The sequence below is a fragment of the Pseudomonas luteola NBRC 103146 genome (assembly GCF_002091675.1).
GTDB lineage: Bacteria > Pseudomonadota > Gammaproteobacteria > Pseudomonadales > Pseudomonadaceae > Chryseomonas > Chryseomonas luteola.
The window spans coordinates 162,982-188,536 of sequence record NZ_BDAE01000007.1; the positions used below are offsets into that span (position 1 = coordinate 162,982).

General features: G+C 55.8%; 26 protein-coding genes and 1 tRNA gene. 15 read left to right on the forward strand and 12 right to left on the reverse strand.

Translation table 11 applies throughout. The features are described from left to right. Positions 1-46 precede the first annotated feature (46 nt). A complete protein-coding gene (gene recA / locus PLU01S_RS10865; protein ID WP_010797425.1) occupies positions 47-1,093 on the forward strand; it encodes a recombinase RecA in 1,047 nt (348 codons plus the stop codon). 74 nt (positions 1,094-1,167) lie between these two features. Then, on the forward strand, positions 1,168-1,632 hold the full coding sequence (gene recX / locus PLU01S_RS10870; RefSeq protein ID WP_010797426.1) for a recombination regulator RecX: 465 nt from the start codon (positions 1,168-1,170) through the stop codon (positions 1,630-1,632). Between the two features lie 28 nt (positions 1,633-1,660). Here the strand turns inward: recX and PLU01S_RS10875 are convergent, their stop codons facing one another. Together PLU01S_RS10875 and PLU01S_RS10880 are read right to left on the reverse strand one after the other, a co-directional pair. Continuing rightward, positions 1,661-2,737, reverse strand: a complete 1,077-nt coding sequence (locus PLU01S_RS10875) for an LOG family protein (protein WP_083397955.1) — start codon at positions 2,735-2,737, stop codon at positions 1,661-1,663. 146 nt (positions 2,738-2,883) lie between these two features. Beyond that, the gene (locus PLU01S_RS10880) at positions 2,884-3,288 is read right to left on the reverse strand and encodes a quorum-sensing-regulated virulence factor family protein (RefSeq protein ID WP_074828153.1); all 405 of its coding nucleotides are present in this window, start codon (positions 3,286-3,288) and stop codon (positions 2,884-2,886) included. 175 nt (positions 3,289-3,463) lie between these two features. Between PLU01S_RS10880 and PLU01S_RS10885 the strand changes: the two genes are divergently transcribed. Beyond that, positions 3,464-4,222, forward strand: a complete 759-nt coding sequence (locus tag PLU01S_RS10885) for a tRNA-uridine aminocarboxypropyltransferase (protein WP_074828215.1) — start codon at positions 3,464-3,466, stop codon at positions 4,220-4,222. Here the strand turns inward: PLU01S_RS10885 and PLU01S_RS10890 are convergent, their stop codons facing one another. Then, entirely contained in the window at positions 4,223-5,122 is a 900-nt protein-coding gene (locus PLU01S_RS10890; RefSeq protein ID WP_074828156.1) for a DMT family transporter, read from the reverse strand. 153 nt (positions 5,123-5,275) lie between these two features. Between PLU01S_RS10890 and erdR the strand changes: the two genes are divergently transcribed. Beyond that, positions 5,276-5,923, forward strand: a complete 648-nt coding sequence (erdR, locus tag PLU01S_RS10895; protein ID WP_010797431.1) for a response regulator transcription factor ErdR — start codon at positions 5,276-5,278, stop codon at positions 5,921-5,923. Positions 5,924-5,978: 55 nt separating this feature from the next. Then, a complete protein-coding gene (locus tag PLU01S_RS10900) occupies positions 5,979-6,371 on the forward strand; it encodes a diacylglycerol kinase (RefSeq protein ID WP_083397956.1) in 393 nt (130 codons plus the stop codon). Here PLU01S_RS10900 and PLU01S_RS10905 read toward each other — a convergent pair. Beyond that, entirely contained in the window at positions 6,343-7,290 is a 948-nt protein-coding gene (locus PLU01S_RS10905; protein ID WP_010797433.1) for a LysR family transcriptional regulator, read from the reverse strand. The two genes, PLU01S_RS10900 and PLU01S_RS10905, sit on opposite strands and share 29 nt — an antisense overlap. A 197-nt stretch (positions 7,291-7,487) precedes the next feature. On the opposite strand from PLU01S_RS10905, the gene fpr reads away from it, so the two are divergent. Beyond that, positions 7,488-8,267, forward strand: a complete 780-nt coding sequence (gene fpr / locus PLU01S_RS10910) for a ferredoxin-NADP reductase (RefSeq protein WP_019364473.1) — start codon at positions 7,488-7,490, stop codon at positions 8,265-8,267. Between the two features lie 93 nt (positions 8,268-8,360). Here the strand turns inward: fpr and tsaA are convergent, their stop codons facing one another. The 3 genes from tsaA to PLU01S_RS10925 all read right to left on the reverse strand — a co-directional run bounded on the left by tsaA (position 8,361) and on the right by PLU01S_RS10925 (position 11,689). Beyond that, on the reverse strand, positions 8,361-9,062 hold the full coding sequence (gene tsaA, locus PLU01S_RS10915; RefSeq protein WP_074828159.1) for a tRNA (N6-threonylcarbamoyladenosine(37)-N6)-methyltransferase TrmO: 702 nt from the start codon (positions 9,060-9,062) through the stop codon (positions 8,361-8,363). A 47-nt stretch (positions 9,063-9,109) separates the two neighbouring features. After that, positions 9,110-9,373 carry a hypothetical protein gene (locus PLU01S_RS10920; protein WP_010797436.1) on the reverse strand — a complete coding sequence of 88 codons (264 nt, stop codon included), beginning with the start codon at positions 9,371-9,373 and terminating at the stop codon, positions 9,110-9,112. 78 nt (positions 9,374-9,451) lie between these two features. Further along, positions 9,452-11,689, reverse strand: a complete 2,238-nt coding sequence (locus PLU01S_RS10925; protein WP_233432212.1) for a heavy metal translocating P-type ATPase — start codon at positions 11,687-11,689, stop codon at positions 9,452-9,454. Between the two features lie 68 nt (positions 11,690-11,757). Here PLU01S_RS10925 and cadR point away from each other — a divergent pair, with 68 nt between their 5' ends. Next, positions 11,758-12,222, forward strand: a complete 465-nt coding sequence (cadR, locus tag PLU01S_RS10930) for a Cd(II)/Pb(II)-responsive transcriptional regulator (protein ID WP_010797438.1) — start codon at positions 11,758-11,760, stop codon at positions 12,220-12,222. A gap of 72 nt (positions 12,223-12,294) precedes the next feature. Here the strand turns inward: cadR and rimO are convergent, their stop codons facing one another. Further along, positions 12,295-13,620, reverse strand: coding sequence for a 30S ribosomal protein S12 methylthiotransferase RimO (rimO, locus tag PLU01S_RS10935; RefSeq protein WP_010797439.1), 1,326 nt, complete (start codon positions 13,618-13,620; stop codon positions 12,295-12,297). 222 nt (positions 13,621-13,842) lie between these two features. Between rimO and PLU01S_RS26310 the strand changes: the two genes are divergently transcribed. From PLU01S_RS26310 to PLU01S_RS10960, 6 genes are all read left to right on the forward strand, one after another. Further along, positions 13,843-13,974 carry a hypothetical protein gene (locus PLU01S_RS26310; protein ID WP_267888707.1) on the forward strand — a complete coding sequence of 44 codons (132 nt, stop codon included), beginning with the start codon at positions 13,843-13,845 and terminating at the stop codon, positions 13,972-13,974. Then, positions 13,971-14,717: a metal ABC transporter ATP-binding protein gene (locus PLU01S_RS10940; protein ID WP_010797441.1), complete on the forward strand. Its 747-nt coding sequence runs from the start codon at positions 13,971-13,973 to the stop codon at positions 14,715-14,717. The genes PLU01S_RS26310 and PLU01S_RS10940 overlap by 4 nt, the downstream gene beginning before the upstream one ends. Beyond that, complete coding sequence (locus PLU01S_RS10945) at positions 14,714-15,583, forward strand: metal ABC transporter permease (protein ID WP_074828161.1); 870 nt, start codon at positions 14,714-14,716, stop codon at positions 15,581-15,583. The genes PLU01S_RS10940 and PLU01S_RS10945 overlap by 4 nt, the downstream gene beginning before the upstream one ends. A gap of 13 nt (positions 15,584-15,596) precedes the next feature. Then, on the forward strand, positions 15,597-16,487 hold the full coding sequence (locus PLU01S_RS10950) for a metal ABC transporter substrate-binding protein (RefSeq protein ID WP_074828164.1): 891 nt from the start codon (positions 15,597-15,599) through the stop codon (positions 16,485-16,487). A gap of 105 nt (positions 16,488-16,592) precedes the next feature. Next, positions 16,593-17,504: an aldo/keto reductase gene (locus PLU01S_RS10955; RefSeq protein WP_074828170.1), complete on the forward strand. Its 912-nt coding sequence runs from the start codon at positions 16,593-16,595 to the stop codon at positions 17,502-17,504. A gap of 165 nt (positions 17,505-17,669) precedes the next feature. Continuing rightward, positions 17,670-19,568, forward strand: coding sequence for a potassium transporter Kup (locus PLU01S_RS10960; RefSeq protein ID WP_074828173.1), 1,899 nt, complete (start codon positions 17,670-17,672; stop codon positions 19,566-19,568). A gap of 54 nt (positions 19,569-19,622) precedes the next feature. On the opposite strand, the gene PLU01S_RS10965 is transcribed toward PLU01S_RS10960, so the two are convergent. The 4 genes from PLU01S_RS10965 to PLU01S_RS10980 all read right to left on the reverse strand — a co-directional run bounded on the left by PLU01S_RS10965 (position 19,623) and on the right by PLU01S_RS10980 (position 24,207). Next, complete coding sequence (locus PLU01S_RS10965; protein WP_019364482.1) at positions 19,623-19,928, reverse strand: hypothetical protein; 306 nt, start codon at positions 19,926-19,928, stop codon at positions 19,623-19,625. A 107-nt stretch (positions 19,929-20,035) separates the two neighbouring features. Then, entirely contained in the window at positions 20,036-21,313 is a 1,278-nt protein-coding gene (locus PLU01S_RS10970) for a virulence factor family protein (RefSeq protein WP_074828175.1), read from the reverse strand. Next, positions 21,313-23,970 carry a bifunctional lysylphosphatidylglycerol flippase/synthetase MprF gene (gene mprF, locus PLU01S_RS10975; protein WP_074828178.1) on the reverse strand — a complete coding sequence of 886 codons (2,658 nt, stop codon included), beginning with the start codon at positions 23,968-23,970 and terminating at the stop codon, positions 21,313-21,315. Before mprF ends, PLU01S_RS10970 begins: the two co-directional genes overlap by 1 nt. Before the next feature lie 160 nt (positions 23,971-24,130). Further along, positions 24,131-24,207 (reverse strand) — tRNA-Met (locus PLU01S_RS10980). A gap of 155 nt (positions 24,208-24,362) precedes the next feature. Between PLU01S_RS10980 and PLU01S_RS10985 the strand changes: the two genes are divergently transcribed. Next, complete coding sequence (locus PLU01S_RS10985) at positions 24,363-24,653, forward strand: hypothetical protein (protein WP_074828181.1); 291 nt, start codon at positions 24,363-24,365, stop codon at positions 24,651-24,653. Between the two features lie 281 nt (positions 24,654-24,934). Continuing rightward, positions 24,935-25,555 (forward strand): cache domain-containing protein (locus PLU01S_RS10990; protein ID WP_218019570.1); only part of this gene is annotated, 621 nt, incomplete at its 3' end.

Sequence of the window (25,555 nt, forward strand, 5' to 3'; positions counted from 1 at the left end):
GTGCTTTCCACGGCCGTCTGGCCTACCTTCTTGCGAGAGGATTTTAATGGACGACAACAAAAAGCGCGCCCTGGCCGCGGCCCTGGGTCAAATTGAGCGTCAGTTTGGCAAAGGCGCAGTCATGCGCATGGGTGATCATGAGCGTCAGGCAATTCCGGCTATTTCCACCGGTTCGCTCGGCCTCGATATCGCCCTAGGGATCGGCGGTCTGCCCAAGGGCCGTATCGTAGAAATCTACGGTCCGGAATCGTCGGGTAAAACTACGCTGACCCTGTCCGTCATTGCTGAGGCGCAAAAGCAGGGCGCAACCTGTGCCTTCGTTGACGCAGAGCATGCGCTGGATCCGGATTATGCCAGCAAGCTGGGCGTCAATGTTGACGACCTGCTGGTTTCCCAGCCGGATACCGGTGAACAGGCGCTGGAAATCACCGACATGCTGGTGCGCTCCAATGCTGTAGACGTGATCATCGTCGACTCCGTAGCTGCCTTGGTGCCCAAGGCCGAAATCGAAGGCGAAATGGGTGACATGCACGTAGGTCTGCAGGCGCGTCTGATGTCTCAGGCGCTGCGCAAGATCACCGGCAATATCAAGACCGCCAACTGCCTGGTGATTTTCATCAACCAGATCCGTATGAAGATCGGGGTGATGTTTGGCAACCCGGAAACTACAACTGGTGGTAACGCGTTGAAGTTCTACTCCTCGGTCCGTCTGGATATCCGCCGTACCGGTGCGGTGAAGGAAGGGGACGAGGTGGTAGGTAGCGAGACCCGCGTTAAAGTCGTCAAGAACAAGGTGTCTCCACCATTCCGTCAGGCTGAATTCCAGATCCTGTACGGCAAGGGCATCTACCGTAACGGCGAGATCATTGATCTGGGCGTACAGCTGGGTCTGGTTGAAAAGTCAGGTGCCTGGTATAGCTACCAAGGAACCAAGATTGGCCAAGGTAAGGCTAACGCGGCCAAGTTCCTGGAAGAGAACCTTGAAGTACGTAATGCGCTCGACAAGAGCATTCGCGAAAAGCTTTTAAGCCAGGCCCCTGTTAAAGGGGCGGCCACTGAAGAAGCCGAAGCGGGCGCTGACGCTGACTTCTAAGGTTCTGCCTGATAAAAGCCCTCGCTGTGCGAGGGCTTTTTTATTTCAGCCTGATAATTTTACGAGGCGTTTGAATGCCTATTGAACTCGATACCCCAGCGGCTGTTCGCCTGGCAGCCATGGATCTACTGGCCCGCCGAGAGCATGGCCGACAAGAGCTGGTTCGCAAGTTGCGTAAGCGGGGGGCACCGGATGAACTGATCAACGCAGCCCTGGATCGCCTGGCCGAAGAGGGGCTGCTGAGCGAGACACGTTATCTGGGTAGCTATATCGCAAGTCGTGCCCGGGCGGGTTATGGACCTGTTCGTATCCGTGAGGAGTTGGCCCAGCGCGGTCTTGCCCGTGCTGATATCGAACAGGCGCTATCGGAGTGTGAGGAAGACTGGTCAGCTCATTTACGTGATGTCTGGCAACGCAAATTCAAAGGCAAGCGCCCCGCTGACGCTAAGGAACGCGCACAGCAGGGACGTTTCTTGAGCTACCGCGGTTTCTCCATCGACAGCGTCAGTCGATTGCTGCGTGGCGCGCCAGATGACTGATAGGGCGGGCCCGGCTAACGCCTCTCGATCAGCGTAGCCAATGTTGTGGATCGTTCAGTGAATCCACCAACTCGCGCAGGCGCCCATAATCGCGGCCATTGAAGTTGAAGGAAAGCTGGCTCAGGTGAGCAAATTCCGGTTCGTCGATGTTGGTTTTGCCCGAGGCTTGCTGAGTGAAGTGCCCGCTCTTGCACAGGTCCGCAAAGTGCGTATCGATATGCGCCAGCGCCTCGGATGTTAGGGCATGGTTCAGACGCATCACGAATTGACCGTTCAGCCAGCGTGTCGAATGAAAGTTGCTGTAGAACCGGCTGATGACCTCTGCTGCCTCTTCCGCAGTATGCACCAGCGTTGCCAGCTTCAGGTCCTTGGGCAGGATATAGCGCTCATCCGCCAGGTTCTTTTTCAGAAAACTGACCGCATCCTTCCAGAACGTACCCTCAGGTGTATCCAGTAGCACGACGGGTACGAGAGGGCTTTTGCCGGTTTGTATCAGCGTAAGGACTTCAAAGGTTTCGTCCAGGGTACCAAATCCGCCAGGGCAGAGCACAAGTGCATCGGCTTCCTTGAGAAAAAACAGTTTACGTACGTAGAAGAAGTGAAAGGACAGCAGGTGATCGGTGCCGTCCATGGTTTGGTTGGCCCGTTGTTCAAAAGGCAGGGTAATGTTGAAGCCCAGGCTATTGTCCAAGCCGGCACCTTCGTGAGCTGCCGCCATGATGCCGCCACCTGCTCCAGTGATGACCATCATGTCCCGCTGAGCGAGGGCTGAGCCGAGTGTGCGGGCCAGCACATAGAGTTCATGATTCACGGCCGTACGGGCTGATCCGAAAACCGTTACCTTGCGCCGCCGCTTGTATTGCTCAAGATGACGAAAGGCATTTTCCATCTCTCGCATGGTTTGCATCATGATCTTGGCATCCCAGCGGTTGCGGTCTGCCTGGGCCATGCGAACCACGGTCAACAGCATGTCGCGATACAGAGACAGATTGGGACTGTTGGCCGGAACAGTATGAGCCAGCAGCTCATCAATCTTTTGGGAAAGGTCTTCGGCACTGACCTGTACATGACGAGACAGATAGTCGTCTTGTGCGTCTGGGTTCATCTGCATACTCCTGGTAGCCACTGCTGTATAATCAAGCTGCCATTCCAGGCAGCGATTACCTTGCCTTTAGCATAGTCGGGCGCGGAGTAAGAAAGGCAAATGCCTGTCTTGAATGGCCATGCCAGGCGCGGCATGGCAAAGGAAGCTTACTTGCTCAGACCGCAATCGGCTGCTTCGAAGCGCTCGTTCGCAACCGGGCGATTGCTCTGGTATTCGGTAAAGCTGTACACCAACATGGCGCCACGGGCTAACAACTGGCGGTAGCCGGTGTTGCGGCAGACACTGGCGGCCAGCTGGGTGCGTACCGTCGCCGGGTTGGCTTCCATCTGATGCGCATGGCTGGCACGTACACTCAACTGATTGATGAGCTGGCGCCCTTCAACGGTATAACCACGGTCAAGAATGTCTTCATTGATAGCGCGCGGAGTCCCCACGCTGCTTTCTTTCGCGACCTTTTGCAGCATCTGCGACAGTTCTTGTTCTTTCAGCGAGGCCGCCTGGGCCGCTGCAGGAAGGATGAAGCAAAGGGCGAGGGCAGTATAACGCAGCATTGAACTCTCCAACGTAGATCAGGCTCGCTTCGACCGCAGGGCAGCCGTGATGTTCGCAAGCAAAGGCTAATTGCGGTACGCAAAGGGTACTCCTGTGGTCGGCGCTTTCAAAATGCCAGATGTGTTCTGGACAGCCTTTGTTAAACTTGTCCACGTAAATCACGCAGTACTTCTCATGCCTTATATCCGCTCTGCCAACTCTTCTTCCAGTCCGCCAAATGCCGTAGCCCGGCTGCGTCATGATCGTCTGGCGCGTAGCAGCAAACCTTTTGTTGCCCGTGGATCCCGTATTCAACGCTGTGAGGGGTGTCGCCTTGCGCTGCCTCACTGCTTCTGTGAATGGCGACCTGCGGTCGAGTGCGCGGCAGGCATGTGCCTGATCATGCACGATGTAGAGCCGCTCAAGCCAAGCAATACCGGATGGCTGATTGCCGATGTGGTCAGTGACAGTTTTGCCTTTGGCTGGTCGCGAACGGATGTAGATGACGCACTACTGGCCGTACTGGGCGATCCTCAATGGCAACCTTATCTCGTATTTCCGGCCGAGTATTCAACGCCTGAGCGAGTCGTGCAAACAGTGGAGCCCATTCAGGGCAAGCGACCTTTATTCGTCCTGCTGGATGCTACCTGGACGGAGGCACGAAAGATGTTTCGCAAAAGTCCTTATTTGGATAGCCTGCCAGTACTCAGCCTAAGCCCTGAAGAGCTTTCCCGGTATCGGCTGCGACGCTCCACACGAGGCGAGCACCTCTGTACGGCAGAAGTGGCTGCGCTTTGTCTGGAGCTGGCGGGTGAGAATAGGGCGGCGGCGGCGCTTGATGCGTATCTGGATGTATTCAGTGAGCGTTATCTCAATGCCAAACAGAATCGCCAGACGGATCCGCTCAGCCTGGCTCATCAACGGCTGCAGCCCTTCGTTTCCGCATTCTCCTGATCAGTTGGTCACCTTGGGCTCGACCACGGCCTTTCTGGGCCAGAGCTGCGCAACCAGGATGCCGGTAAACATGAGCGCGCAGCCCAGATAACCGCGAGCGGTAAGCGACTCGTCCAGCAGCCAGGCGCCAAAAAAGGCCGCAAAGACGGCTTCAAGTGAAAAAATGATTGCCGCATGGGAAGCAATGGCGTCGCGCTGTGCAACGACCTGCAACGTATAACCGATGCCGGCGGCAATGATACCGCCATACAGCAGCGCGGGAACGGCCTGAATAATGTTCTGAGCTTGAATCGGCTCAAACAGCAATGCCAGCGTCAGGCTGACCGCTGCACAGAATGCGAACTGAAGGATGGACAGTAGCATCGGATCATGGCGGCTCGCAAAATGCCCTACCACCAGCACATGCGCTCCCCAGGCAAAGGCGCCGGCCAATTGCAGCCAATCGCCGGAAGCTACCTTAAAATTCTCGCCTATGCTAAGCAGACACATGCCTGTCACCGCCAGGCAGGCACCTAGCCAAGTGCCTCTGCCGGTGCGTTCGCCAAACAGCAAACCCAGAATGGGGACTACAATCACATAGAGTCCGGTGATGAAACCGGAGTTGGTCACGGATGTGAATAGCAGGCCCACTTGCTGGAAGTTGATGCCAATGGAAAGCAGCAGACCCATCAGGCAGCCGCCGACCACTACGCGACGGTCGAGGCTAATCGGTGTTCTGGCGCGGCGATGCAGCACCAGCAGGACTGGAATCAGTGTCAGTGCACCCAATGCAAAGCGAAGTCCCGTAAAGAGGAACGGACCGATGGAGTCCATGCCGGCGCGCTGTGCAATAAAGGCGCTCCCCCAGATCATGGCTGTGATCAGCATGAGAACATCGGCACGCAGGGCTTGGGTACGCATGACAGGCTCGCTTGGCAAAAGTCGCCACTCTGCCGGATGGCTGTGACTTTGGGAACCCTGTGATTATGGTCGCAAAGTGCCTTGACCCGTCGTCGGACGCTCGGCATTCTGAGCCGCTGAAATTACAGAATCATAATAAGGACCAATTTACCGATGGCCGCCTATCAGATCCTCATCGCGGATGATCATCCGCTGTTCCGTAGCGCCCTGCAGCAAGCCTTGACGCTTGGCTTGGGGCAGCAGGCACAGCTGGTGGAAGCGGCAAGTATCGCCGAACTCGAGGCTCAGCTGGCGCACAAGACTGATTGGGATCTGGTCCTGCTCGACCTCAACATGCCGGGCGCCTATGGTTTTTCCGGACTGGTACTGCTGCGCGGGCAATACCCACAGATTCCTGTTGTCATGGTCTCTGCTCAGGAAGACGCCGCTGTAGTGCAGCGCGCTCGGGAGTTCGGTGCCAGCGGTTTCATACCTAAATCCAGCGATCTGGAAACAATCCAGCAAGCCGTACGCCTTGTGCTGGATGGTGATACCTGGTGGCCGGCCCAAGGAGAGGGCGCTGCGAACCTCAGCGAGGAAGCCAAGGCCGCGAAGGCCGGATTATCCAGCCTGACGCCCCAGCAGTTCAGGGTGCTGACCATGGTATGCGATGGTCTTTTGAACAAGCAGATTGCCTATGAACTCAGCGTGTCGGAAGCCACAGTGAAAGCGCATGTAACGGCGATCTTCCGTAAATTGGGTGTGAGAACCCGAACGCAGGCTGCCCTGTTGCTGCAACAGCTCGAATCAACTCCAGGCTGATGAGTTTTCACGCTTTTTCGACACGCTACAGGCTAGTCTTCTATTGAGTTGCTGCATGGAGCCTGGTGTGATATCTCCCTATAAAGGCAAGACCGGCCTTAAACGTGTCGTCAAGGCTACGGGCTATTCCCTGGCCGGTCTGAAGGTGGCTTTCAAAGGGGAGGCTGCCTTCCGCTCGCTGGTGCTGATGAGCTGCATCCTGATCCCGCTGGCCTTTTGGCTGGATGTATCGCGAGGCGAGCGGGCGATTATGGTGGGGGTTTGCCTGCTTTCGCTGATTGTCGAGCTGTTCAATGCTGCTATCGAAGCCGTGGTGGACCGCGTCTCGCTGGAATGGCATGAGCTGTCCAAGAATGCCAAGGACCTGGGCAGTGCGGCTCAGTTCGTAGCAATGTGGATGATTGCAGCCGTCTGGTTGATCATTCTGCTGGGGTCGCACGCTCCTTGAAGGGGGCCAGCAAGATCTGGTCGCTACGTGCAATACCCTCGGTAAGCTTGCGACACAGTGCCAGGAATTCGGTCATGGCTGCCGTCTGGTATTTCTGGCGGTGCCAGATAAAACAGAACTGACGACGCAAATCCAGGCTGGGGGTTTCGATTGGGACAAGACTGCCGCGCTCGAAGGCATCGCGCAGGGCAAGCCTCGAGATGCAACCGATGCCCAGACCTGATTCCACTGCCCGAATAATGGCCTCTGTATGCTCCAGCTCCAGGCGAATATTCAGGGGCGCTGCATGATGACGCATGGCCTGATCGAACGTCAGGCGAGTACCGGAGCCTTGCTCCCGAAGAATCCAGGCCTGATCAATTAACTCTTCCAGACCTACCGTTGGATGGTTGGCTAAAGGATGTTGCGGAGCACAGAAGATTACCAGCTCATCTTCAATCCAAGGGTGGACTTCAATATCCGCGTCCTGGCAATCCCCCTCAATCAGTCCCAGATCAATGTCATGGTTAGCCACGCGCTGTACGATATGCGCTGTATTATGAACATGCAGGCGCACCCGGCAATCGGGATGACGTTGCATGAAATCACCCAGCAGGAGCGTAGCCAGATAGTTGCCAATAGTGAGCGTGGCGCCGACTTCCAGTGAGCCGAATCCAGTCTTGCCCCGTAGCAGGTTCTCGATCTCGTCGCTGCGGTCGAGCAAGGCAACTGCCTTGGGCAATAACTGGCGGCCCAAGGCATTGAGGGTCAGCCGTTTGCCTGCACGGTCAAAGAGTTTGCAGTCGAACTGACGCTCTAGCTCTCCCAAGGCCGTGCTGGTTGCCGATTGTGAGAGCGCAAGCGTCTCTGCCGCGCGGGAAACACTTTCCAGGCGGGCGACGCCGACGAAGACTTCGAGTTGACGCAACGTGAATCTCATATCTGCTCACTGGATAACCGATATCCGAATTATTCATTTTACGGATATTCTTGCGTTATATAAAATGCCGCGCAAATGCGCTTGGTCGCGTCCTTTTTGTCAAACCCGATCCAGAGCGGTCACACGTGCAGGTAGTCCCGCCTCCGCGAGACAGAGCCGGGCATCAGCGTCTTTGGGCAGGTGATTAGGAGTTTTTCATGAGTAATCTGTACACCGAGCGCGTCCTGAGCGTTCACCACTGGAACGATACACTGTTCAGCTTCAAGACGACCCGTAATCCGGGGCTGCGTTTCGAGAACGGCCAGTTCGTCATGATCGGACTGGAAACCGAAGGCGGCCGTCCGCTGATGCGCGCCTACAGTATCGCCAGCCCCAACTATGAAGAGCACCTGGAATTTTTCAGCATCAAGGTTCCGGATGGTCCGCTGACCTCCCGCCTGCAGCACCTGAAGGAAGGCGATAACCTCATGGTTAGCCGCAAGCCTACCGGTACGCTGATTCTGAGCGACCTGAAGCCTGGCAAGCACCTTTATCTGCTATCCACCGGCACCGGCATGGCGCCGTTCCTGAGCACCATTCAGGATCCGGAAACCTATGAGCGTTTCGAGAAGGTGATTCTGGTTCACGGTGTACGTTATGTAAATGAACTGGCCTATGCCGACTTCATCACCAACGTACTGCCTGAGCATGAATACTTTGGCGATATGGTTCGCGAAAAGCTGATCTATTATCCGCTGGTGACGCGTGAAGAATTCCGCAACATGGGTCGTCAGACCGATCTGATGCGCAGCGGCAAGTTATTTGAAGATATCGGTCTGCCTCCGATCAATCCTCAGGACGACCGTGCGATGATTTGCGGCAGCCCTAGCATGCTGGACGAAACCAGCGAAGTGCTGAACGAGTTTGGTCTGACCATCTCTCCACGTATGGGTGATCCGGGTGACTACCTGATCGAGCGCGCGTTCGTCGAGAAGTAAGCGTTACCCGCGTTATCGAAACCCGCCCTGGAGGCGGGTTTTTTGTGTCTACGGTAAGGGCTGATCAGGCGCAGAAAAGCTTTTGACCCAGACTCAGTCATTATCTGCACGCTCGATATCCAGAATACGGATGACATTGGGCTCCGGATAATGCCAATGGACGTCTACATCCCATAGGCGAACACCATAACGGCGCTCAGGTGGCGGGACTTGATAGGCCGGACGAGGGTCCTGAGTCAGGCATTGCTCAATCAAAGCGGCCAATGGCTCGTTCAGACGCTTTCCATGCTGCTCCGCCTGCACGCGGGCTTCGTGCGTCCAGAGGACCGGAATCCCATCGGGAGGTGCACTGGCTATGGTATTAAAGGCAGTTGGAATTGCATCGGCGTAGGGCACGTAAGGCTTGATGTCCAGCACCGGGGTACCCTCCAGCAGATCGATACCTGAAAGCCTGAGCCGGCCCGGCTCGATAGCGTCCAGTGTTACCACAGATTGCCCAATACCATTGGGACGGTGAGTGGCACGCGTCGCAAAGACACCCAGGGAACGGTTCCCGCCCAGGCGGGGAGGACGTACTTTAAGACGCGGTTTCTCTTCCAATGTCTGGTGAAAGAGGAACAGCAGCCAGACATGACTGACGTATTCCAGCCCCTGTACAGCATCCGGGTGGTCGAACGGCGGCACAAACTCCAATACACCTCGGGCAGCCGGAGCCAAATGGGGCTGGCGAGGGATGGCGAACTTCTCCTTGAAACAAGAGCGGATATGGCCGATAGGGGAAACGCTATAAGTCATGGGGAGCGTCATAAGGAAGACAGGCTGGCTATTTTAGCCTGTCTGCCTCAAGTATGACTCTCACGCATAGCCTTTGAAGTATTAAGCTGGTTACGGCGAACACCACGGATATTCATGAATGCCAGCCCCAGTTGCAAAACGATCAAGGCATACGCCTGTGTATGCAGGCCCCAGGTGATCCATAATCCATTGCTGGCAAGAAAGCACCAGAATCCAAGGTTTCGGCGGTTTTCACGTTGGGAAGCAACCAGCCACGCCGCGATCAGGGTCACGGCCATGGCTGGCCATTGCAATAAATCGATGTAATCCATGAAACATTCCTGCTGACAGACCTTATGCAGAGCGCTCTATCGGTAGGTGAGTTCCAACAGCGTGTCGGCGGTCATCCATCAATGATGTCGAATCAGTCGCAGGCCGTTTGCAACCACAAGCAGGCTGGTACCCATGTCGGCGAAGACAGCCATCCAGAGCGTGGCTTCGCCTATGAGCGTCAAGGCCAGAAATATCGCCTTGATTCCCAGGGCCAGTGCGATGTTCTGCATGAGAATGCGGTGCGTGCTACGGGAGAGACGAATGAAGTCCGGCAATTTGCGCAGGTCGTCATCCATCAGCGCCACGTCTGCCGTTTCGATAGCTGTATCGGTACCGGCAGCGCCCATGGCAAAACCAATGTCAGCGCGAGCCAGGGCAGGAGCATCATTGATACCATCACCCACCATACCGACCACAACCCCGTTCTGTTGCTTTTTCTCCAAAACCGCAAGCTTTTCCTCAGGCAATAACGAGCCATACGCTTCATCGATGCCTACCTGACCGGCAATACGGTCTACGCTGTGAGGATTATCGCCACTGAGCACCAGGGTTTTTATGCCTAACCCATGAAGTGCTGCGACAGCGCTCTGGCTGGTTTCCTTTACTTGATCAGCAATGATGAACAGCGCCAGTACCTCCTGTTGGCTGGCAAGCGCCACCACACTTTGACCTGTCTGCTCGAGCGATTCGATACGGTGCCGTAGATTCTCGGAGGCTAGCCCTTCGTACTCCAGCAGGCGGCGATTACCCAGAAAGTAGAGCTGATCCTCTATACGGCCTTGCACGCCTTGTCCTGCCCGAGCCGAGAAATCCTGTACGCCCTTTAAGGCAGTACCTTCTTGTAACAGATCATGGCTCAGAGCCTGTGAAGCGGGATGGTCTGAGCGCGAGGACAAACTGGCCGCCCATTCCAACGCCTGATTCTTCTGTCCGGTGAGTACGATGCGGTCGACCAACTGCGGCTTACCCTCAGTAAGCGTGCCGGTCTTGTCGAGGGCAATCCACTCAAGCTGGCGGCCTTGCTCAAGAAATGTCCCACCTTTCACCAAGATGCCACGTCGTGCGGCAGCCGAAAGCCCGCTGACAATTGTGATCGGTGTTGAGATGACCAAGGCGCATGGGCAGGCAATAACAAGCAATACCAGCCCTTTATAGAGCCACTCCAGCCAACCTCCCCAACCCAGCAGGGGAGGCAACAGGGCAACCGCAACGGCAATGAGAACAACCGCTGGCGTATACAAGCGGGAAAAGCGATCTACAAATCGTTGAGTAGGCGCGCGCGCGCTTTGAGCCTGCTCTACGGCGTGGATAATGCGAGCCAGGGTACTTTCGTTGGCTCGATGGGTAACACGATACTCCAGGCTGCCCTCACCATTGATGGTGCCGGCAAACACGGTATCGCCGGGAGCCTTGTCGACCGGCAGGCTTTCGCCTGTAATAGGCGCCTGGTTGACACCTGACTGACCGGATTCCACCTCTCCATCCAATGCAATTCGCTCCCCCGGTCTTACCCGGATGAGCGCGCCGGGTTGGACCTGTTTGGCTGGCAGTGTTGCCCAAGTACCATCCGCCTGTCGTACGGTCGCGTTTTCTGGTGTCAATGCCAGTAATCCCTGGATGGCATTGCGGGCACGGTCCAGTGAGCGTGCCTCGATCACTTCAGCGATGGCAAACAGTACGCTGACCATGGCCGCTTCAGGCCAGTGGCCAATTAACAGGGCGCCGGTGACCGCAATGCTCATCAATGCATTGATGTTAAGAGTGCGCTGCCTGATAGCGATCCAACCTTTGCGATACGCCGGTAGACCAGCCAGGGCAATGGCGGCCAATGCCAGGAATGCTACAGCGAACTCAGGCACAGTACCCAACCACTCACCGACTTCGGCTGCCAGGGCGGTAGCCAAGCCCAGGCCCAGCGGCCACCAGGGTTTTGCCGCTGGTACTGCAGGGGCTTGCTCATCACCTTTCAGTTCAACAGCCTGCATGCCCAGCCGATTGATCTGGGTCTTTAGCGGTTCTGCATCGGGGTAGCGATGGCGAACGCGTAGGCTGCGCTGAATCAGGTTGAATTCCAGTGCTTCGACCGCCTTCAGCTTGGCGAATGCATCACGGATCAGCTTCTCTTCAGTCGGGCAATCCATGGCATCGATACGCAGGCTTGTCCACTTGGAGTGATCAAGCACCTCGGGCTCGGTAACGCCCGGTAGAGGATTGGACTCAAGCGAAATCTTTGTGTGACTGTCGCAGCAGGTCTTTACCTGAGGCTCACAGCAGGACGATGGTTTGGGTCCGCAACAGGATGAATCATGCGCCATGACAACCTCCATTGACGTTTGGGTTGTCATTGCACACCCTGTAGCTACTACAGGGTCAAGGAGGCGTTATGAAAATAGGTGAATTGGCCAGCCGAACGGGATGTTCCGTGGAAACCATTCGGTATTACGAGCGTGAGGGACTGCTGCCAGCGCCTGTTCGCAGCGCGGGAAACTACCGTCAATACAGCGAGGCCCATCTGGAGCGATTGACCTTTGTTCGGCATTGCCGCTCTTTGGACATGACACAGGACGAGATCCGTTCCCTGTTACAATTGCGGGATCAGCCTGAGCCGGACTGCTGTCGGGTCAATGATCTGATCGAGGACCATATTCATCATGTGGAAGTGCGCATTCGAGAGTTGACCGAACTGCGCAGACAGCTCATGGCGTTGCGTCAGCAATGCTCAGGCAAGGTATCCAGCGATATATGCGGCATCATTCGAGAGCTGCAACAACCCGCTGGACCTTCAGCGATCGAGGAGGCCTGTAGCCATGCGGGGCATGACCATGTGCCAGGAGTGCACAGACGATAGGGTAGGCCGGTCGGCATAGGGCACCCATAAAAAAGCCCTGCAATCGCAGGGCTTTTCGAGGTTGTGGCTGCGTTACAGTGTCTCGGCCCACAGGTCGTATTCGTCTGCGTCGGTTACGCGTACCCATACCTTGTCGCCTGGCTTCAGGTCGTGTTCGCTATTGACATACACATTGCCGTCGATCTCCGGGGCATCGGCATAGGAGCGGCCAATGGCGCCTTGTTCGTCGACTTCGTCGATCAACACTTCAATATCCTTTCCAACCTTCAATTGCAGGCGAGCCGCAGAAATGGCCTGCTGATGCGCCATGAAGCGCTCCCAGCGATCCTGCTTCACGTCATCCGGTACGGCACCTTCCAACTCATTGGCCGGTGCGCCTTCCACAGGGGAATACTGAAAGCAGCCCACACGATCCAACTGAGCTTCGGTCAGCCAATTCAGCAGGTACTGGAAATCCTCCTCCGTCTCACCAGGGAAGCCCACAATGAATGTGGAGCGAATGGTCAGCTCCGGACAGATCTCACGCCACTTCTTGATACGGGCCAGGGTGCGGTCCTCGAAGGCAGGACGCTTCATGGCCTTGAGAACTTTGGGGCTGGCATGCTGGAAGGGGATATCCAGGTAGGGCAGGATCTTGCCCTCGGCCATCAGCGGAATGATGTCGTCCACGTTCGGGTAGGGGTAGACGTAGTGCATACGTACCCAGACGCCCATGCTGCTCAACGCCTCGCATAGTTCCAGCATGCGAGTCTTGACCGGCTGGCCATTCCAAAAGCCGGTACGGTATTTGAGGTCGACGCCATATGCACTGGTGTCCTGGGAGATGACCAACAGCTCCTTGACTCCGGCCTTGACCAAACGCTGAGCCTCATCGAGCACATCGCCGATCGGGCGGCTGACCAAATCGCCACGCATGGACGGGATGATGCAAAAGCTGCAGCGATGGTTGCAGCCTTCGGAAATCTTGAGATAGGCGTAGTGGCGGGGGGTGAGCTTGATGCCCTGCGGCGGTACCAGGTCGACCAACGGATTATGCTCGCGCTTTGGCGGCACTACCTCATGGACCGCGGTCACCACCTGCTCATACTGCTGCGGACCCGTTACCGCCAGTACGCTCGGATGTACATCACGAATCGCAGATTCTTCCACCCCCATGCAGCCGGTCACGATGACCCGGCCATTTTCAGCCAGGGCTTCGCCGATCACTTCCAGAGACTCGGCCTTGGCGCTGTCAATGAAACCACAGGTATTGACCACCACCACGTCGGCGTCCTCGTACGTGGGAACAACCTCATAACCTTCCATGCGAAGCTGGGTCAGGATGCGTTCGGAGTCGACCAGAGCTTTAGGGCAGCCGAGGCTGACAAAGCCGACTTTAGGCGTAGCGGGGGTGGACATGGCTAACCTCAGGAGGTGCGCAGAACGCGCTGATGATCAAAAAACGCGCGATTTTAGCGGTGCGCGCCCGGACTGAGAAGAGGCATTTGGCGCTTTTACTCGGATTAACCTGCGCTTCGTCAGTTATCGGGTTTGGCTTGCCCGAGGCTGAACCGCTAGACAGGCATAACTAGTGATAGGGTATTTATTATGTTATAAAGTAACAATTTCGAGGTGGTTTATATGTCATCGAATTCTTCCCTTACGTTCAAGCCGTCCTTTCTGACCCAGTCTGCCTGGGCCCGTTTAGGGGTGTCGATCGTGCTGCTTCTACTGCTATGGGCTGCTATCCACTGGGCGGTATCCATCCCATGAGTGCCTGTATTTCATTAAATGACTTAACGGTTGCCTACGAGCGTCATCCCGCCGTACATCATGTGTCGGGTTGCTTTGAAGCGGGCAGCCTGACCGCTATTGTGGGCCCTAATGGCGCAGGCAAGTCGACTCTGATCAAGGCCATGGTCGGCATGCTGCGACCAGTAGGGGGCGGCGTCGATCGAAAGGCCTTGTCTGCCTCGGCCATCGGCTATCTGCCCCAAGCGGCTGAAATTGACCGAACCTTTCCGTTAACGGTTCTCGACACGGTTGCCATGGGCGCCTGGAGACGCATCGGCATATTCGGCGGAATGAGCCGGGGCCAGCTGCAGCAAGCCCATGAGGCGCTGATTGCCGTCGGGCTGGAAGGTTTTGGGCACCGCCTGATCGGTTCCCTGTCGGCAGGCCAGTTCCAGCGCGTACTGTTCGCACGGCTCCTGCTGCAGGATGCGTCAGTCATCCTTCTGGATGAGCCGTTCAATGCCATCGATGCACGCACGACTCGCGATCTGCTTGATCTGGTCCGGCGCTGGCATGGTGAGGGGCGCACCGTCATCGCTGTTCTGCATGATCTTGAGCAGGTAAAGCAGCATTTTCCCAGTACATTACTGTTGGCTCGCGAAACCATTGCCTGGGGGGATACCCGAACGGTGCTAACCCAGGAGAATCTGCGGCGTGCCCGGAATATGGCTGAGGACTGGGATGAACAGGCCGACGTCTGTGATGAGAGGCGCCGCGCATGATGTTATATCACGCCTTGTTCGAGCCGTTTGTCGAGTTCGGATTCATGCGTCGTGCCTTGGTCGCCTGCATGGCGCTAGGGCTGGGCTCAGGTCCGGTCGGTGTATTGCTCATGCTCAGGCGCATGAGTCTAGTAGGGGACGCCATGAGTCATGCGGTCCTGCCGGGGGCTGCCATCGGTTTTCTGGTCGCTGGGCTTTCCTTGCCAGCCATGGGCCTGGGTGGGTTGGTAGCCGGCTTGGCCGTAGCCCTGTTGTCTGGGCTGGTCAGTCGTTTTACTTCGCAGCGTGAAGATGCCAGTTTTGCGAGCTTCTACCTGACCTCTCTCGCCGCGGGCGTCTTGATCGTCTCGCTAAGAGGCTCGAATATCGACCTGCTGCATGTCCTGTTCGGTACGATCCTGGCAATTGATGATGCAGCGCTCTATCTCGTGGGCGGCATTGCCTCTGTGACGCTTCTCCTGCTGGCCGTTATCTATCGTCCGCTGGTACTTGAGTGTTTCGATCCTGGATTCCTGCGGGCCGTAGGTGGCAAGGGCTCGCTTTATCACTTCCTGTTTCTGCTGCTGGTCGTGCTCAACCTGGTCGCAGGCTTTCAGGCGCTTGGAACACTTATGGCGGTCGGCCTGATGATGTTGCCTGCCACCGTAGCGCGCTTCTGGGCTCGCTCGTTGCCTGGACTGATGCTGGTAGCGAGTCTGGTTGCCATACTGTCCGGCTTTATCGGCTTGGTTGTTTCATACCACCTGGGCGTGGCCTCGGGCCCGTCCATTGTTCTGACGGCCAGTACGCTTTACATCTTCTCGTTAATTTTCAGCCCTCTGGGCGTCGTTCGCCGTTTCTTCCCTAAACCCCACCTATCCCGTTGAAAGGAGTCATGTCATGCGTCTCACGTTGTGGAGCGGGGCTGCTGCCTTGCTGTTGTCAGCGCTTTCCAGTTTTGCCCAAGCCAAGCCGGTAGAAGCCGTTGCGTCATTCACGATCCTGGCCGATATGGTTCACCAGGTAGGAGGCGAGCGGGTTCATGTCATTTCATTGATCGGGCCCAACGGCGATCCTCATGCGTATGAGCCGACGCCTGACGATGCCAAAGCGCTCAAGACCGCCGATGTAGTATTTATCAATGGACTTCATCTAGAAGGCTGGATGGATCGTCTGATCCAGGCATCAGGGTATAACGGTACCCCTGTCGAGCTGTCGGACGGTATCAAAACCCGTATGCGGCAGAAGAACGGCAAGACCGTAGTGGATCCCCACAGCTGGAACAGCGCTGCCAACGGTATTGTTTATGTTCAAAACATCATCAATGCCCTCAAGCGCATAGACCCCGAAGGCGCTGATCAATACGAAGCCAATGGTCAACGCTATATCGATCAGCTCAAGGCGCTGGATGCGTATACCAAGCAGCAGATCGAAGCCGTGCCGAAGGCGCAGCGTAAGGTGCTTACCTCCCATAACGCGTTTGGCTATTTCGGTGATGAATACGGTGTGACATTCCTGTCTCCCCTGGATCTTTCTACCGAATCTGAAGCGTCTGCCCAAAAAGTGGCCAATCTGATCCGTCAGATCAAGGAGGAGCACATCACGGCTTATTTCATCGAGAACTCGAACGATCCGCGTCTGGTGCAGCAGATTGCCCAGGCAACCGGGGCTCGTGCCGGTGGCGAGTTATATGTCGAGTCGCTGTCCAAGGCGGACGGGCCTGCGCCTACCTACCTGAAGATGTTCCGTTACAACGTTAATAAGATGGTTGCAGCCATGAAAGGTGAGTAACGGGCTTCGTTTCATTCAGCCACGTAACAAGGCGTGGCAGATGGAACTCCTGAATCACAAGAGCCGTCCCTTTAGGACGGCTCTTGCTTGAATCCGGAGAAAACAATGACGACTCGCCGCCGCTTCATGCAATATTCCCTGTGCGCCTCGTCGGCGCTGCTCTTGGAAGCCATGTTGCCTCGTCTTGTGCTTGCACAGGCTGGCATGCTGAGGCGGCAGATTCCCTCTACCGGCGAGCAACTCCCTGTCATTGGCCTGGGAACCGCCGATTCCTTCAATGTCGAAAGCACTCCACACGCTCTGAAACCGTTGGCCGACGTGCTTGACCGTCTATTTCAGGCGGGAGGCACTGTTATTGATACGGCACCGAGTTACGAGAAATCCCAGGGTGTCATTGGTACGCTGCTGGCGCAGCAGGGGCGTGCTGAAAAGGCGTTTCTGGCTACCAAGGTAGAAGGGCGCGAGAGCAGTATCGAAGAGATCCAGCAGGAAATGGCGGACCTCAAGGACGCTCCTATTGATCTGCTGCAAGTGCATAGCATGATCAATTACAAGACGCTGCTTCCGTTGCTGCGAGAGATGAAGCAGCAGAAAATGATTCGATATATAGGGATTACCCATCACTCAGAAATGGCTCAGGATCAGATGATGGACCTGGTCGCTTCGGAGCCGATGGACTTCATTCAGATCAATCTCAATCCCCAAGATACCAAAGCCGAAGAAAGGCTCTTGCCTCTATGTCAGGACAAGGGGGTGGCGGTCATGATCAATCGCCCGTTCCTGGACGGCCGTCTGTTCAACCAGGTAGCAGGCAAGCAGCTTCCGGCATTCGCGTCCGATATCGGCTGTGCTTCCTGGGCGCAGCTGATGATCAAGTACTCAATTTCGAATCCTGCAGTTACCTGCATTATTCCGGCTACTTCAAACCCGGCCCATATGGCGGAAAATGCACTGGCCGGAACCGGTGAGCTGCCCGATGAGTCCATGCGCAAGCGCATCGCAGAATATTTCCAGTAAAGTGTCAGGTAATCGCTGGACACTTTTAAGCAGGATTCAATACGCCGGGTAGGGTAATGACCATGCCTTGGTTGCGTTGTGCACACATATTCTTGGCAATCCGTACTTGATCCTGCCGCCACATCGGAGCAGGATGCGCCCGTTTCGATAAACCCGGAGTCTTGCATGAGTCAAGCTGCTTCCCAGGCCCATGGTGAAAAGGGAGCCTCGGCCATAGGTATGGCCATCGCGGCCGCGGGTATCGTCTATGGCGATATTGGTACCAGCCCGCTGTATACCCTCAAGGAGGTGTTTTCTCCTACGTATGGCCTGGTGCCTACCCACGATAGCGTCCTGGGTATCCTGTCCCTGATCTTCTGGTCGTTGATCTGGGTCGTGACGATCAAGTATGTCTTTTTCGTTCTGAGGGCGGATAACCAAGGCGAGGGCGGCATCATGGCCTTGACTGCATTGGCAAGGCGGGCGTCCGCACCGTTTCCAAAATTGCAAATGGTGTTGGTGCTGTTGGGGTTATTTGGTGCCTCGCTGTTTTACGGCGAAAGCATGATTACACCGGCCATTTCGGTACTGTCTGCTGTAGAAGGCCTGGAAGTAGCCTTTTCCGGGCTTGATCATATTGTGGTGCCAGCGGCAATCGTTATCCTGGTCGGACTCTTCATGCTACAGCGGGGCGGTACTGCCAGGATTGGCAAGCTGTTCGGTCCGGTTATGGTCCTCTGGTTCACCGTGCTAGGCGCATTGGGTATTTATGGCATTCTGCAGGCGCCTGAAGTCCTCAAGGCTTTGAACCCATGGTGGGCATTCAACTTTTTCATCGTGCACCCCGGACTTGGCATCGCTATTCTGGGCGCTGTTGTGCTGGCGCTGACAGGGGCTGAGGCGCTGTATGCCGACATGGGCCATTTCGGCCGCAAACCTGTCGCGCGCGCCTGGCTCTTCCTGGTGCTGCCCGGATTGGTGCTCAATTACTACGGGCAAGGTGCCTTGGTTCTGATCGACCCAGAGTCTGTACGCAATCCTTTCTACCTGCTCGCACCTGAATGGGCATTGATCCCAATGGTCGTCCTGGCGACTTTTGCCACGGTCATTGCCTCACAGGCAGTCATCTCAGGTGCGTTCTCCATTACCCGTCAGGCAATCCAGCTGGGGTATGTACCGCGTATGCAAATCCTGCATACCTCAAGTCATGAACAGGGCCAGATTTATATTCCTGCCATGAACTGGGCGCTTCTGACAGGCGTTATCCTGTTGATCATTGGATTCGAGTCCTCTGGCAACCTGGCCGAGGCCTACGGCATCGCTGTCACGGGAACGATGCTGATCACAACCTGCCTGGTATCTTCGGTAGCGCTGCTGCTATGGAAATGGCCTCGCTGGTTCGCCATTCCGATGCTCATTGGATTCTTCATTGTCGACTCGCTGTATTTTGCAGCCAACGTTCCAAAAATCGTGGCAGGCGGTGCATTTCCTGTCATTGCGGGCATCATCCTGTTCACGTTGATGACCACATGGAAGCGTGGTCGGCAGATTCTGGCTGAGCGGCTGGATGAAGGGGCACTGCCGCTACCGATCTTTATCGGCAGCATCCGTTCCAATCCACCTTTCAGGGCCAAGGGGACAGCCGTCTTTTTAACCGCTCGACAAGACGCTGTTCCACACGCCTTGCTCCATAACATGCTGCACAACCAGGTATTGCATGAGCAGGTAGTGCTGCTGACCGTAATCTATGAGGATACGCCGCGGGTTCCCGTCAGCCGTCGTTTTGAGGTGGACAGCTATGGGGACGGTTTCTACCGTGTCCTCTTGCATTATGGCTTTATGGACGAGCCCGACGTGCCGGCTGCGCTCGCATTGTGCCACCTGGAGGACCTCGACTTTACGCCCATGCGGACAACGTACTTCCTTAGCCGTGAAACGGTTATTGCCTCGAACAATCGTTTGGGAATGGCTCGCTGGCGAGAGAATCTATTTGCCTTCCTTATGAAGAATGCTAGCGGCAGCCTGCGCTTCTTCAATCTGCCGGTTAACCGGGTAATCGAGCTGGGTACTCAGATCGAGATCTAGCGGCCAAGTCTGCAGATGTAAAAAAGCCGCCTTGGGGCGGCTTTTTTATTGGGATCAGTTGAATACAGGCGGAGGCAGGGCATCCGGATCGGTAATGAATGGCATCTCCCATGAGTCCAGCGATTGACCCTGCTGGGAAAGCTCTTCCCGAACATGCTCGATAAGGCCTTTAAGCTGTAGCGGATCGCTGTACTGTGCAGCAGTCACCTCAGGGACTGCCAAGACCTCCTCTCCTTCTTGCCCGATTACGCTGAAGCCAAAGCTGTCAGCCTGGGGGTTGGCTGAAATAACACAGCCCAGCGGAGTAAAAGCATCTACAACCAGTTTTTCAGCAGCATCTAGCGAAAGGGGAGTGGTCATGGGCGTCCTCGTTCAAAGGTTGAGAGCCGGTAGACCATTGATCGCACGCGTTCTTTCCAGCCATTCGTCTCCAGCCGCGGAGGTAATCCATCGGCTGGGCGTCCTGGTTACGGTGTGCGTGTACGAGCCTCGATGGCGTTTATCATGTGGCGTGCAAGCTTGTCGTAGTCATTATCGAAATGGTGACCACCGGGTAACTCAAGCTTTTCGAAATTGGCTCCAGGCTGCGTGCAACCGCTCTCGTCCTTTTCTTCCGCACCGTAAATGCAGTAGATCTTGCTGGCAGGCACCTTGACCATCTCCGGTCCGGTTTGCATCTCGTCACCAGCCTTGCCCAGCCAGCCCTCAACCTGGATTTCAAAATCACCGCTACGGGCAAAGGCCAGCAGCACCATGGCCGATACTTGTTCCTGATCTGTTGCAGGTAAACGGTTATAGACCGCCGGAAGCAGATCCGCGCCAAATGAGTAGCCGGCCAGGACGAAGCGTTTCGCGCCCCAACGCTCACGGTATGTCTGCATCAGATGGGACAAGTCTGTCGCTACCTGTTCCGGGCTTTTGTGTTCCCAGAAATAGCGCAAGGTATCGATACCTACAACTGGCCACCCGTTTTCTGCCATGGTCTGTGCCGAATCACGGTCAAGATCACGCCAGCCACCATCGCCAGAATAAAAAAACGTCACTGTATCCTTGTGCGCAGCCGGCTCTTCAGCCGGGACTTCTACAACAGGGACATCGCCACCCTGGCCGAGCAGCTGACGTTGAAGCTGAGTACGTAAAAGCGTAACCAGCGGTGTGCCGTAATCACTGATAGTGGTATCGGCATTATCCTGGCCGCGAACAAAACGAGCAGTTTCATCGCCTGGGTTATCGTTCCAGGCCAGATGCCATTTACCGTGTTCGGCTTTCTGCGGCAGCGGATCAGAGCAGTCGGGCTCGTCGAGCTTTGTACCGACCGACAGGGCGCTGACCTTGTCATCCTGTTGCCCGGCCAGCCAGCGCCAGGCCAATGATCCACCCGCATCGATGCCTGCCACCATGGTGGGTGCTCCGCCAAGATGGCTGATGGCGTCTTCCAGGCTGGCGCGTTGCGCGGCACATGCCTTGCTCTCGGGCAGCTCATACTGGACCAGCATGGCCTTGGTGTTTTTGGCCAGGGTTAGCAGGTCAGCATCGGATAGCTGCTGTTCAGCAGGGTTCGCAACAACGACTCGGGCCAGTGGCTTGCCGGCAGGCCTTGCGACGGTTACGACATTCTGATCGGCTTGTACGCGCACCTCAAGGCTGGCGGTACTGGGCCAGCGATGAAACCACCACCACAGTGCCGCTGCGGCAATGACAATGATCAACAGAAGAAAAAGCAACCCGCGTTTACGTCTAGTCATCAACGTTTTACCAGTCCTGTAATACCGCCCGCGATCAACGCAGCGGTGTCAGCCAAGGCGACCAAGGGATCAAGTCCTGCTGGAACGGCCAGATAGCGAGGCTCCCATTCTGGATCGAACTTATCTTTGAACCGTCTCAAGCCCTGAAAGTTATAGAACTGCTCGCCACGTCGGAACACCATAGCCCCTAGACGCTGGGTCAGAGGAGCACCACGGCGTGGATGCAGTCCCGCCAATGGCACCATCCCCAAGCTGAAGCGTTCCAGGCCTCGCTCCTTGAAGTGCAGGATAAGGCCGAGCATGAGAAACTCCATGGTTAGTTTGGGCGCATCAGCTGCCACTCGCATCAGGTCGATACTGGCCAGCTCTGGCCGATCGGTTTCCAGAAGATTAGCAAACGCTACCGCCTTCCCCTGAAACCGGACGACGGCAATGCGGAAGTGCTGCAAGTACTCCGGGTCAAAACGGCCAAGCGAAAAGCCCTTCTCGCGGACATGTTTACTCTCCAGCCAGATATCGGAGATAACTTTTAGCTCTTCGAGAGGTGCCTGACCCGGCTCATGGAACTCGATGAGCAGTCCATCCCGCTGGCCTCGGTTCCAGGTGTAGCGCAGGTCTTTCTTACCCTTGCTGTCCAGATCGAATGTCTTGAGATTGACGCGGGCTTCCTCACCTAACTTCAGTGCGGTGAGACCGATGTCCATGTAGAAAGGCAGATTCTCGGCACGAACCTGATAGAACACAGGTCGTGCATGGTGCATGTCGCATAGATCGCGAAATTTCCAGATCAACTCGGCTCGTGTCTGAGCGGAGCCGATGGGATCAAACAGGGCGATCATGCTACGGCCACGACGGCCATACATCAGGAAAGCATTTTCCGTTTCATGAAACAGCAAGGCCTTGTCGCCTGTCATGGCCAAGCCGCCATCAGGCTGCTCAGATGCTTTGACGGCGTCCAATGCCTTTTGCAGATCTTCTATGGTAGGCAGCGTAATTTCTGGCGGTGCAGCCCGCAAGAGCCAGCCGAGTGACAGGGCCAGTAGTAGCACCACGCTGCCCATGGCTGCTCGTGCACCTCGCGGGGCGCCTTCCTCCAGCGTAAATTGCCACCAGAGCTGGTTGTCGTAGGACGCATCCTGGTAAACAAACAGGAGCAACCAGATAGATGCCGCCACGACGCACAGGCTTGCAACGACGTACAGGGGTGAAAAGGGCAGTTCCAGTAAGCGGCTCCGGCGGTAGAAGGAGCGGCGGAACGTAGCCAGGAGGGCAGCCGTAATCGCCAGGATCGATGCCTCCTCCCAATCAAAGCCCTTTAGCAGCGAAAGCAGGGAGCCTACCAGCAACAGCACCAGGGTGAGTACCCAGGCGGCCGAGAGCCGCCGCCGCAGGCCTTGAGCCAAGAGTAGGCACACAACTCCGATCAGGCTGGCTCCCAGATGCGAGGCTTCAATAAGACGCTGTGGCAGCAGGAATCCGATACCCTTCAGACGCGTATCGATCTCTGGCGTAACGCCTGAAAAGAGCAGTACGACCCCTGAGAAAAATACCAGGACTGACAGAACGGGGGCTGCAAGGCCAGAGGCAACGCGGATGGCCGAGCTGCCAGATAGAAAGCGCTTTCCCTCGGTCAGCAGCAGGACAAGGCAAGCGATGACCAGGGGAAGCAATACATAAATGATCCGGTACAGCAGCAGGGCCGCTGCCAGGGGAGCTGTCCCGATCTTGTCCGAAAAAGCGGCTAGCAGAACGGCTTCAAATACCCCAACGCCGCCCGGGACATGACTAAGGACGCCTGCTGCGAGTGCCAGCAGGTACACCAGCATGAATGCACCCAACGGTGGTGCCTCGGGCAGTAATAGATACAGCACTGTGGCGGCAGCCATGACGTCCAGGGCTGTAATCACCAACTGTAGGGCGCTTAGCTTGAAGGTGGGTAAGCGCAGGGTCTTACGGCCCAGGCGGAACAGGCGACTATCAGGCGAAGGCTGCTCGTCCAGGGCTCGCTTGCGAAGGAATACAATGCCTATGGCATAGATCGAGAGAATGGCAATTGCAATGCCAGCTACCAGAGTAGGTGAAAGACGCAGGGCTGTGGAAGCCGAAGGCAAATCACTTAATGCTGCAACCGCAGCCAGAGGGGGCAGTGCCGTTCCCAGTGACAGGCTGGCAAAGAATGTCATCTGGGCCACTTCAATGGCGCTCAGGCCTTGGCGGGCATAGAGACGATAACGAACCGAGCCGCCAGACAGCATGGACAGCCCAACTGCATTACCAATGGCGAAGGCGGTAAGTCCACCCAGCGCCAGGGTCTTGCCTGGTAGATGGACGCCGGCGAAGCGACTGGCAGACCATTCGTAGCCAAGCAGAATGAGGAAGCCCACAGCCGTTGCCGCGACGGCTCCCATAATAGCGTGCGAGGGGATACCCAGCAGTGCAGTGTGGAGAGAGGGTAGATCAATACTGCTGACCAGATGCCAGCACACAAGCAGGGCGACGCCAAACAGTAGCAGTGTCAGGCCCAGCTCAAGAGGTTCTTTATAGGCCGTAATGCGCTCTAGCAGGCGCCAAGGCAATGCTTGCGGAGGAGAAGAAGGTGAAGATGAAGAATCGGATGAAGAAACAGCAGATTTGTTTACAGGATCATTGGCGCTCATGAAAGCCCCTCAGGGAAACTGCGCGTCAGATTAGTCACATACAGACTTTTGCCAAGCCCTATGTATCAAAAAAATGGAAACTCTTTGAATATTGAAGGCTAAAAGGAATAAAAATTCGACACAAACAAAAAAGCCACTCGATTGAGTGGCTTTTTAAATTTGGTTGCGGGGGCAGGATTTGAACCTACGACCTTCGGGTTATGAGCCCGACGAGCTACCAGACTGCTCCACCCCGCTTCTGATGTGGCCAGTATACGGGTTTAAAAAATGATGTCAACAAAAAATTCAATGCTGACAATGATTTGCTGAAAGCCTTATCACGAGGACTTATGAATGCACCTTTATAGGTAGCGCATTGCCTAAAGAGGGTATCCCTTCATCGGAGTGCCGAAATGAAACCGCAATGGCTGATAAATACCTCCATGGCACTGGCTTTACTGTCACCGCTAGCCATGGCCCAAACGGCTGAATCAGGCCGTACCCCTCAGGACACCGAGCATGATCCACAGCATGTCGAAGTTATTTCACCAGATGCGCAGGAGGTCGAGCAAAACCAGCGGGGCGTTGAGCTGCCGGAAAACAGGGTCAATCAAGGAGCTACTCGAAGCGATCCGCTCGCTCGAGAACGGCAAAAAATCGACAGCGATATGGAGCTTGATCGCAAGCAGCCGCTGAACAACTGAAATGAGGCCTGTATCCCGTTACCTGGACGAGCGCGATGAACGGCGACCAAAAAAGGATTTTTTGCATTGCCGAGGTGGTCATTTGAATAGGCTCTGGTTATTCCAGTGTCTCCCTGGCGGTTTCAACGTCGCTGTCGGCCGCCAGGGCTTACCTCTGCTCTAAAGCATAGGCGCATCTGGTAACCTTTTTATCATTAAAGTTATCACGATAACGGTCGATAAGATCTGGACCTTCATGTCATTTCAACGGCTTGCCAAATATGTTGTCCAGAGGCTGCGCTATGCTCCAACGTTTGAAATTTAGCCATAAGATTTTAGCGACGGCCTCTATTGTGCTGATCGTCGCCTTTTCATTATTCATGGTCTATAACGATTACCTGCAGCGAAAGGCTATTACACAGGATTTGTCGTCACGCCTGGACGAGTTGGGCTCCAGCGCATCAGCAAATATCGTTAATTGGCTCAATGGCCGAATCACTCTGCTTGAAGGTGAGGCCCAGTCTATCCAGAACAATACCTCTCCTGAAGGAGTGTTTTCCATCCTTGAGCAGAAGGCCTATCTCTCCAGCTTCGAGTTCACCTATCTGGGACATGCCGATGGTCAGTTTTCCATCCGTCCTTACGATGAAATGCCTGCCGGTTATGATCCCCGTACCCGTGATTGGTATGTTGCCGCTCAGTCGCAGGGCCGATCCTTGTTGACGGAGCCTTATGTTGATGTGGGTAATGGAAAGCTGGTGATGACGCTGGCTACGCCTGTCATGAAGAACGGCGCCTTGGCGGGTGTTCTGGCTGGCGATCTGAGTCTGCAGACGATGGTGAGTATCGTCAATTCGCTCGACCTGGGCGGTATCGGTCATGCGATTCTGGTGAATAGCGAAGGCAAGGTACTGGTCAGCCCC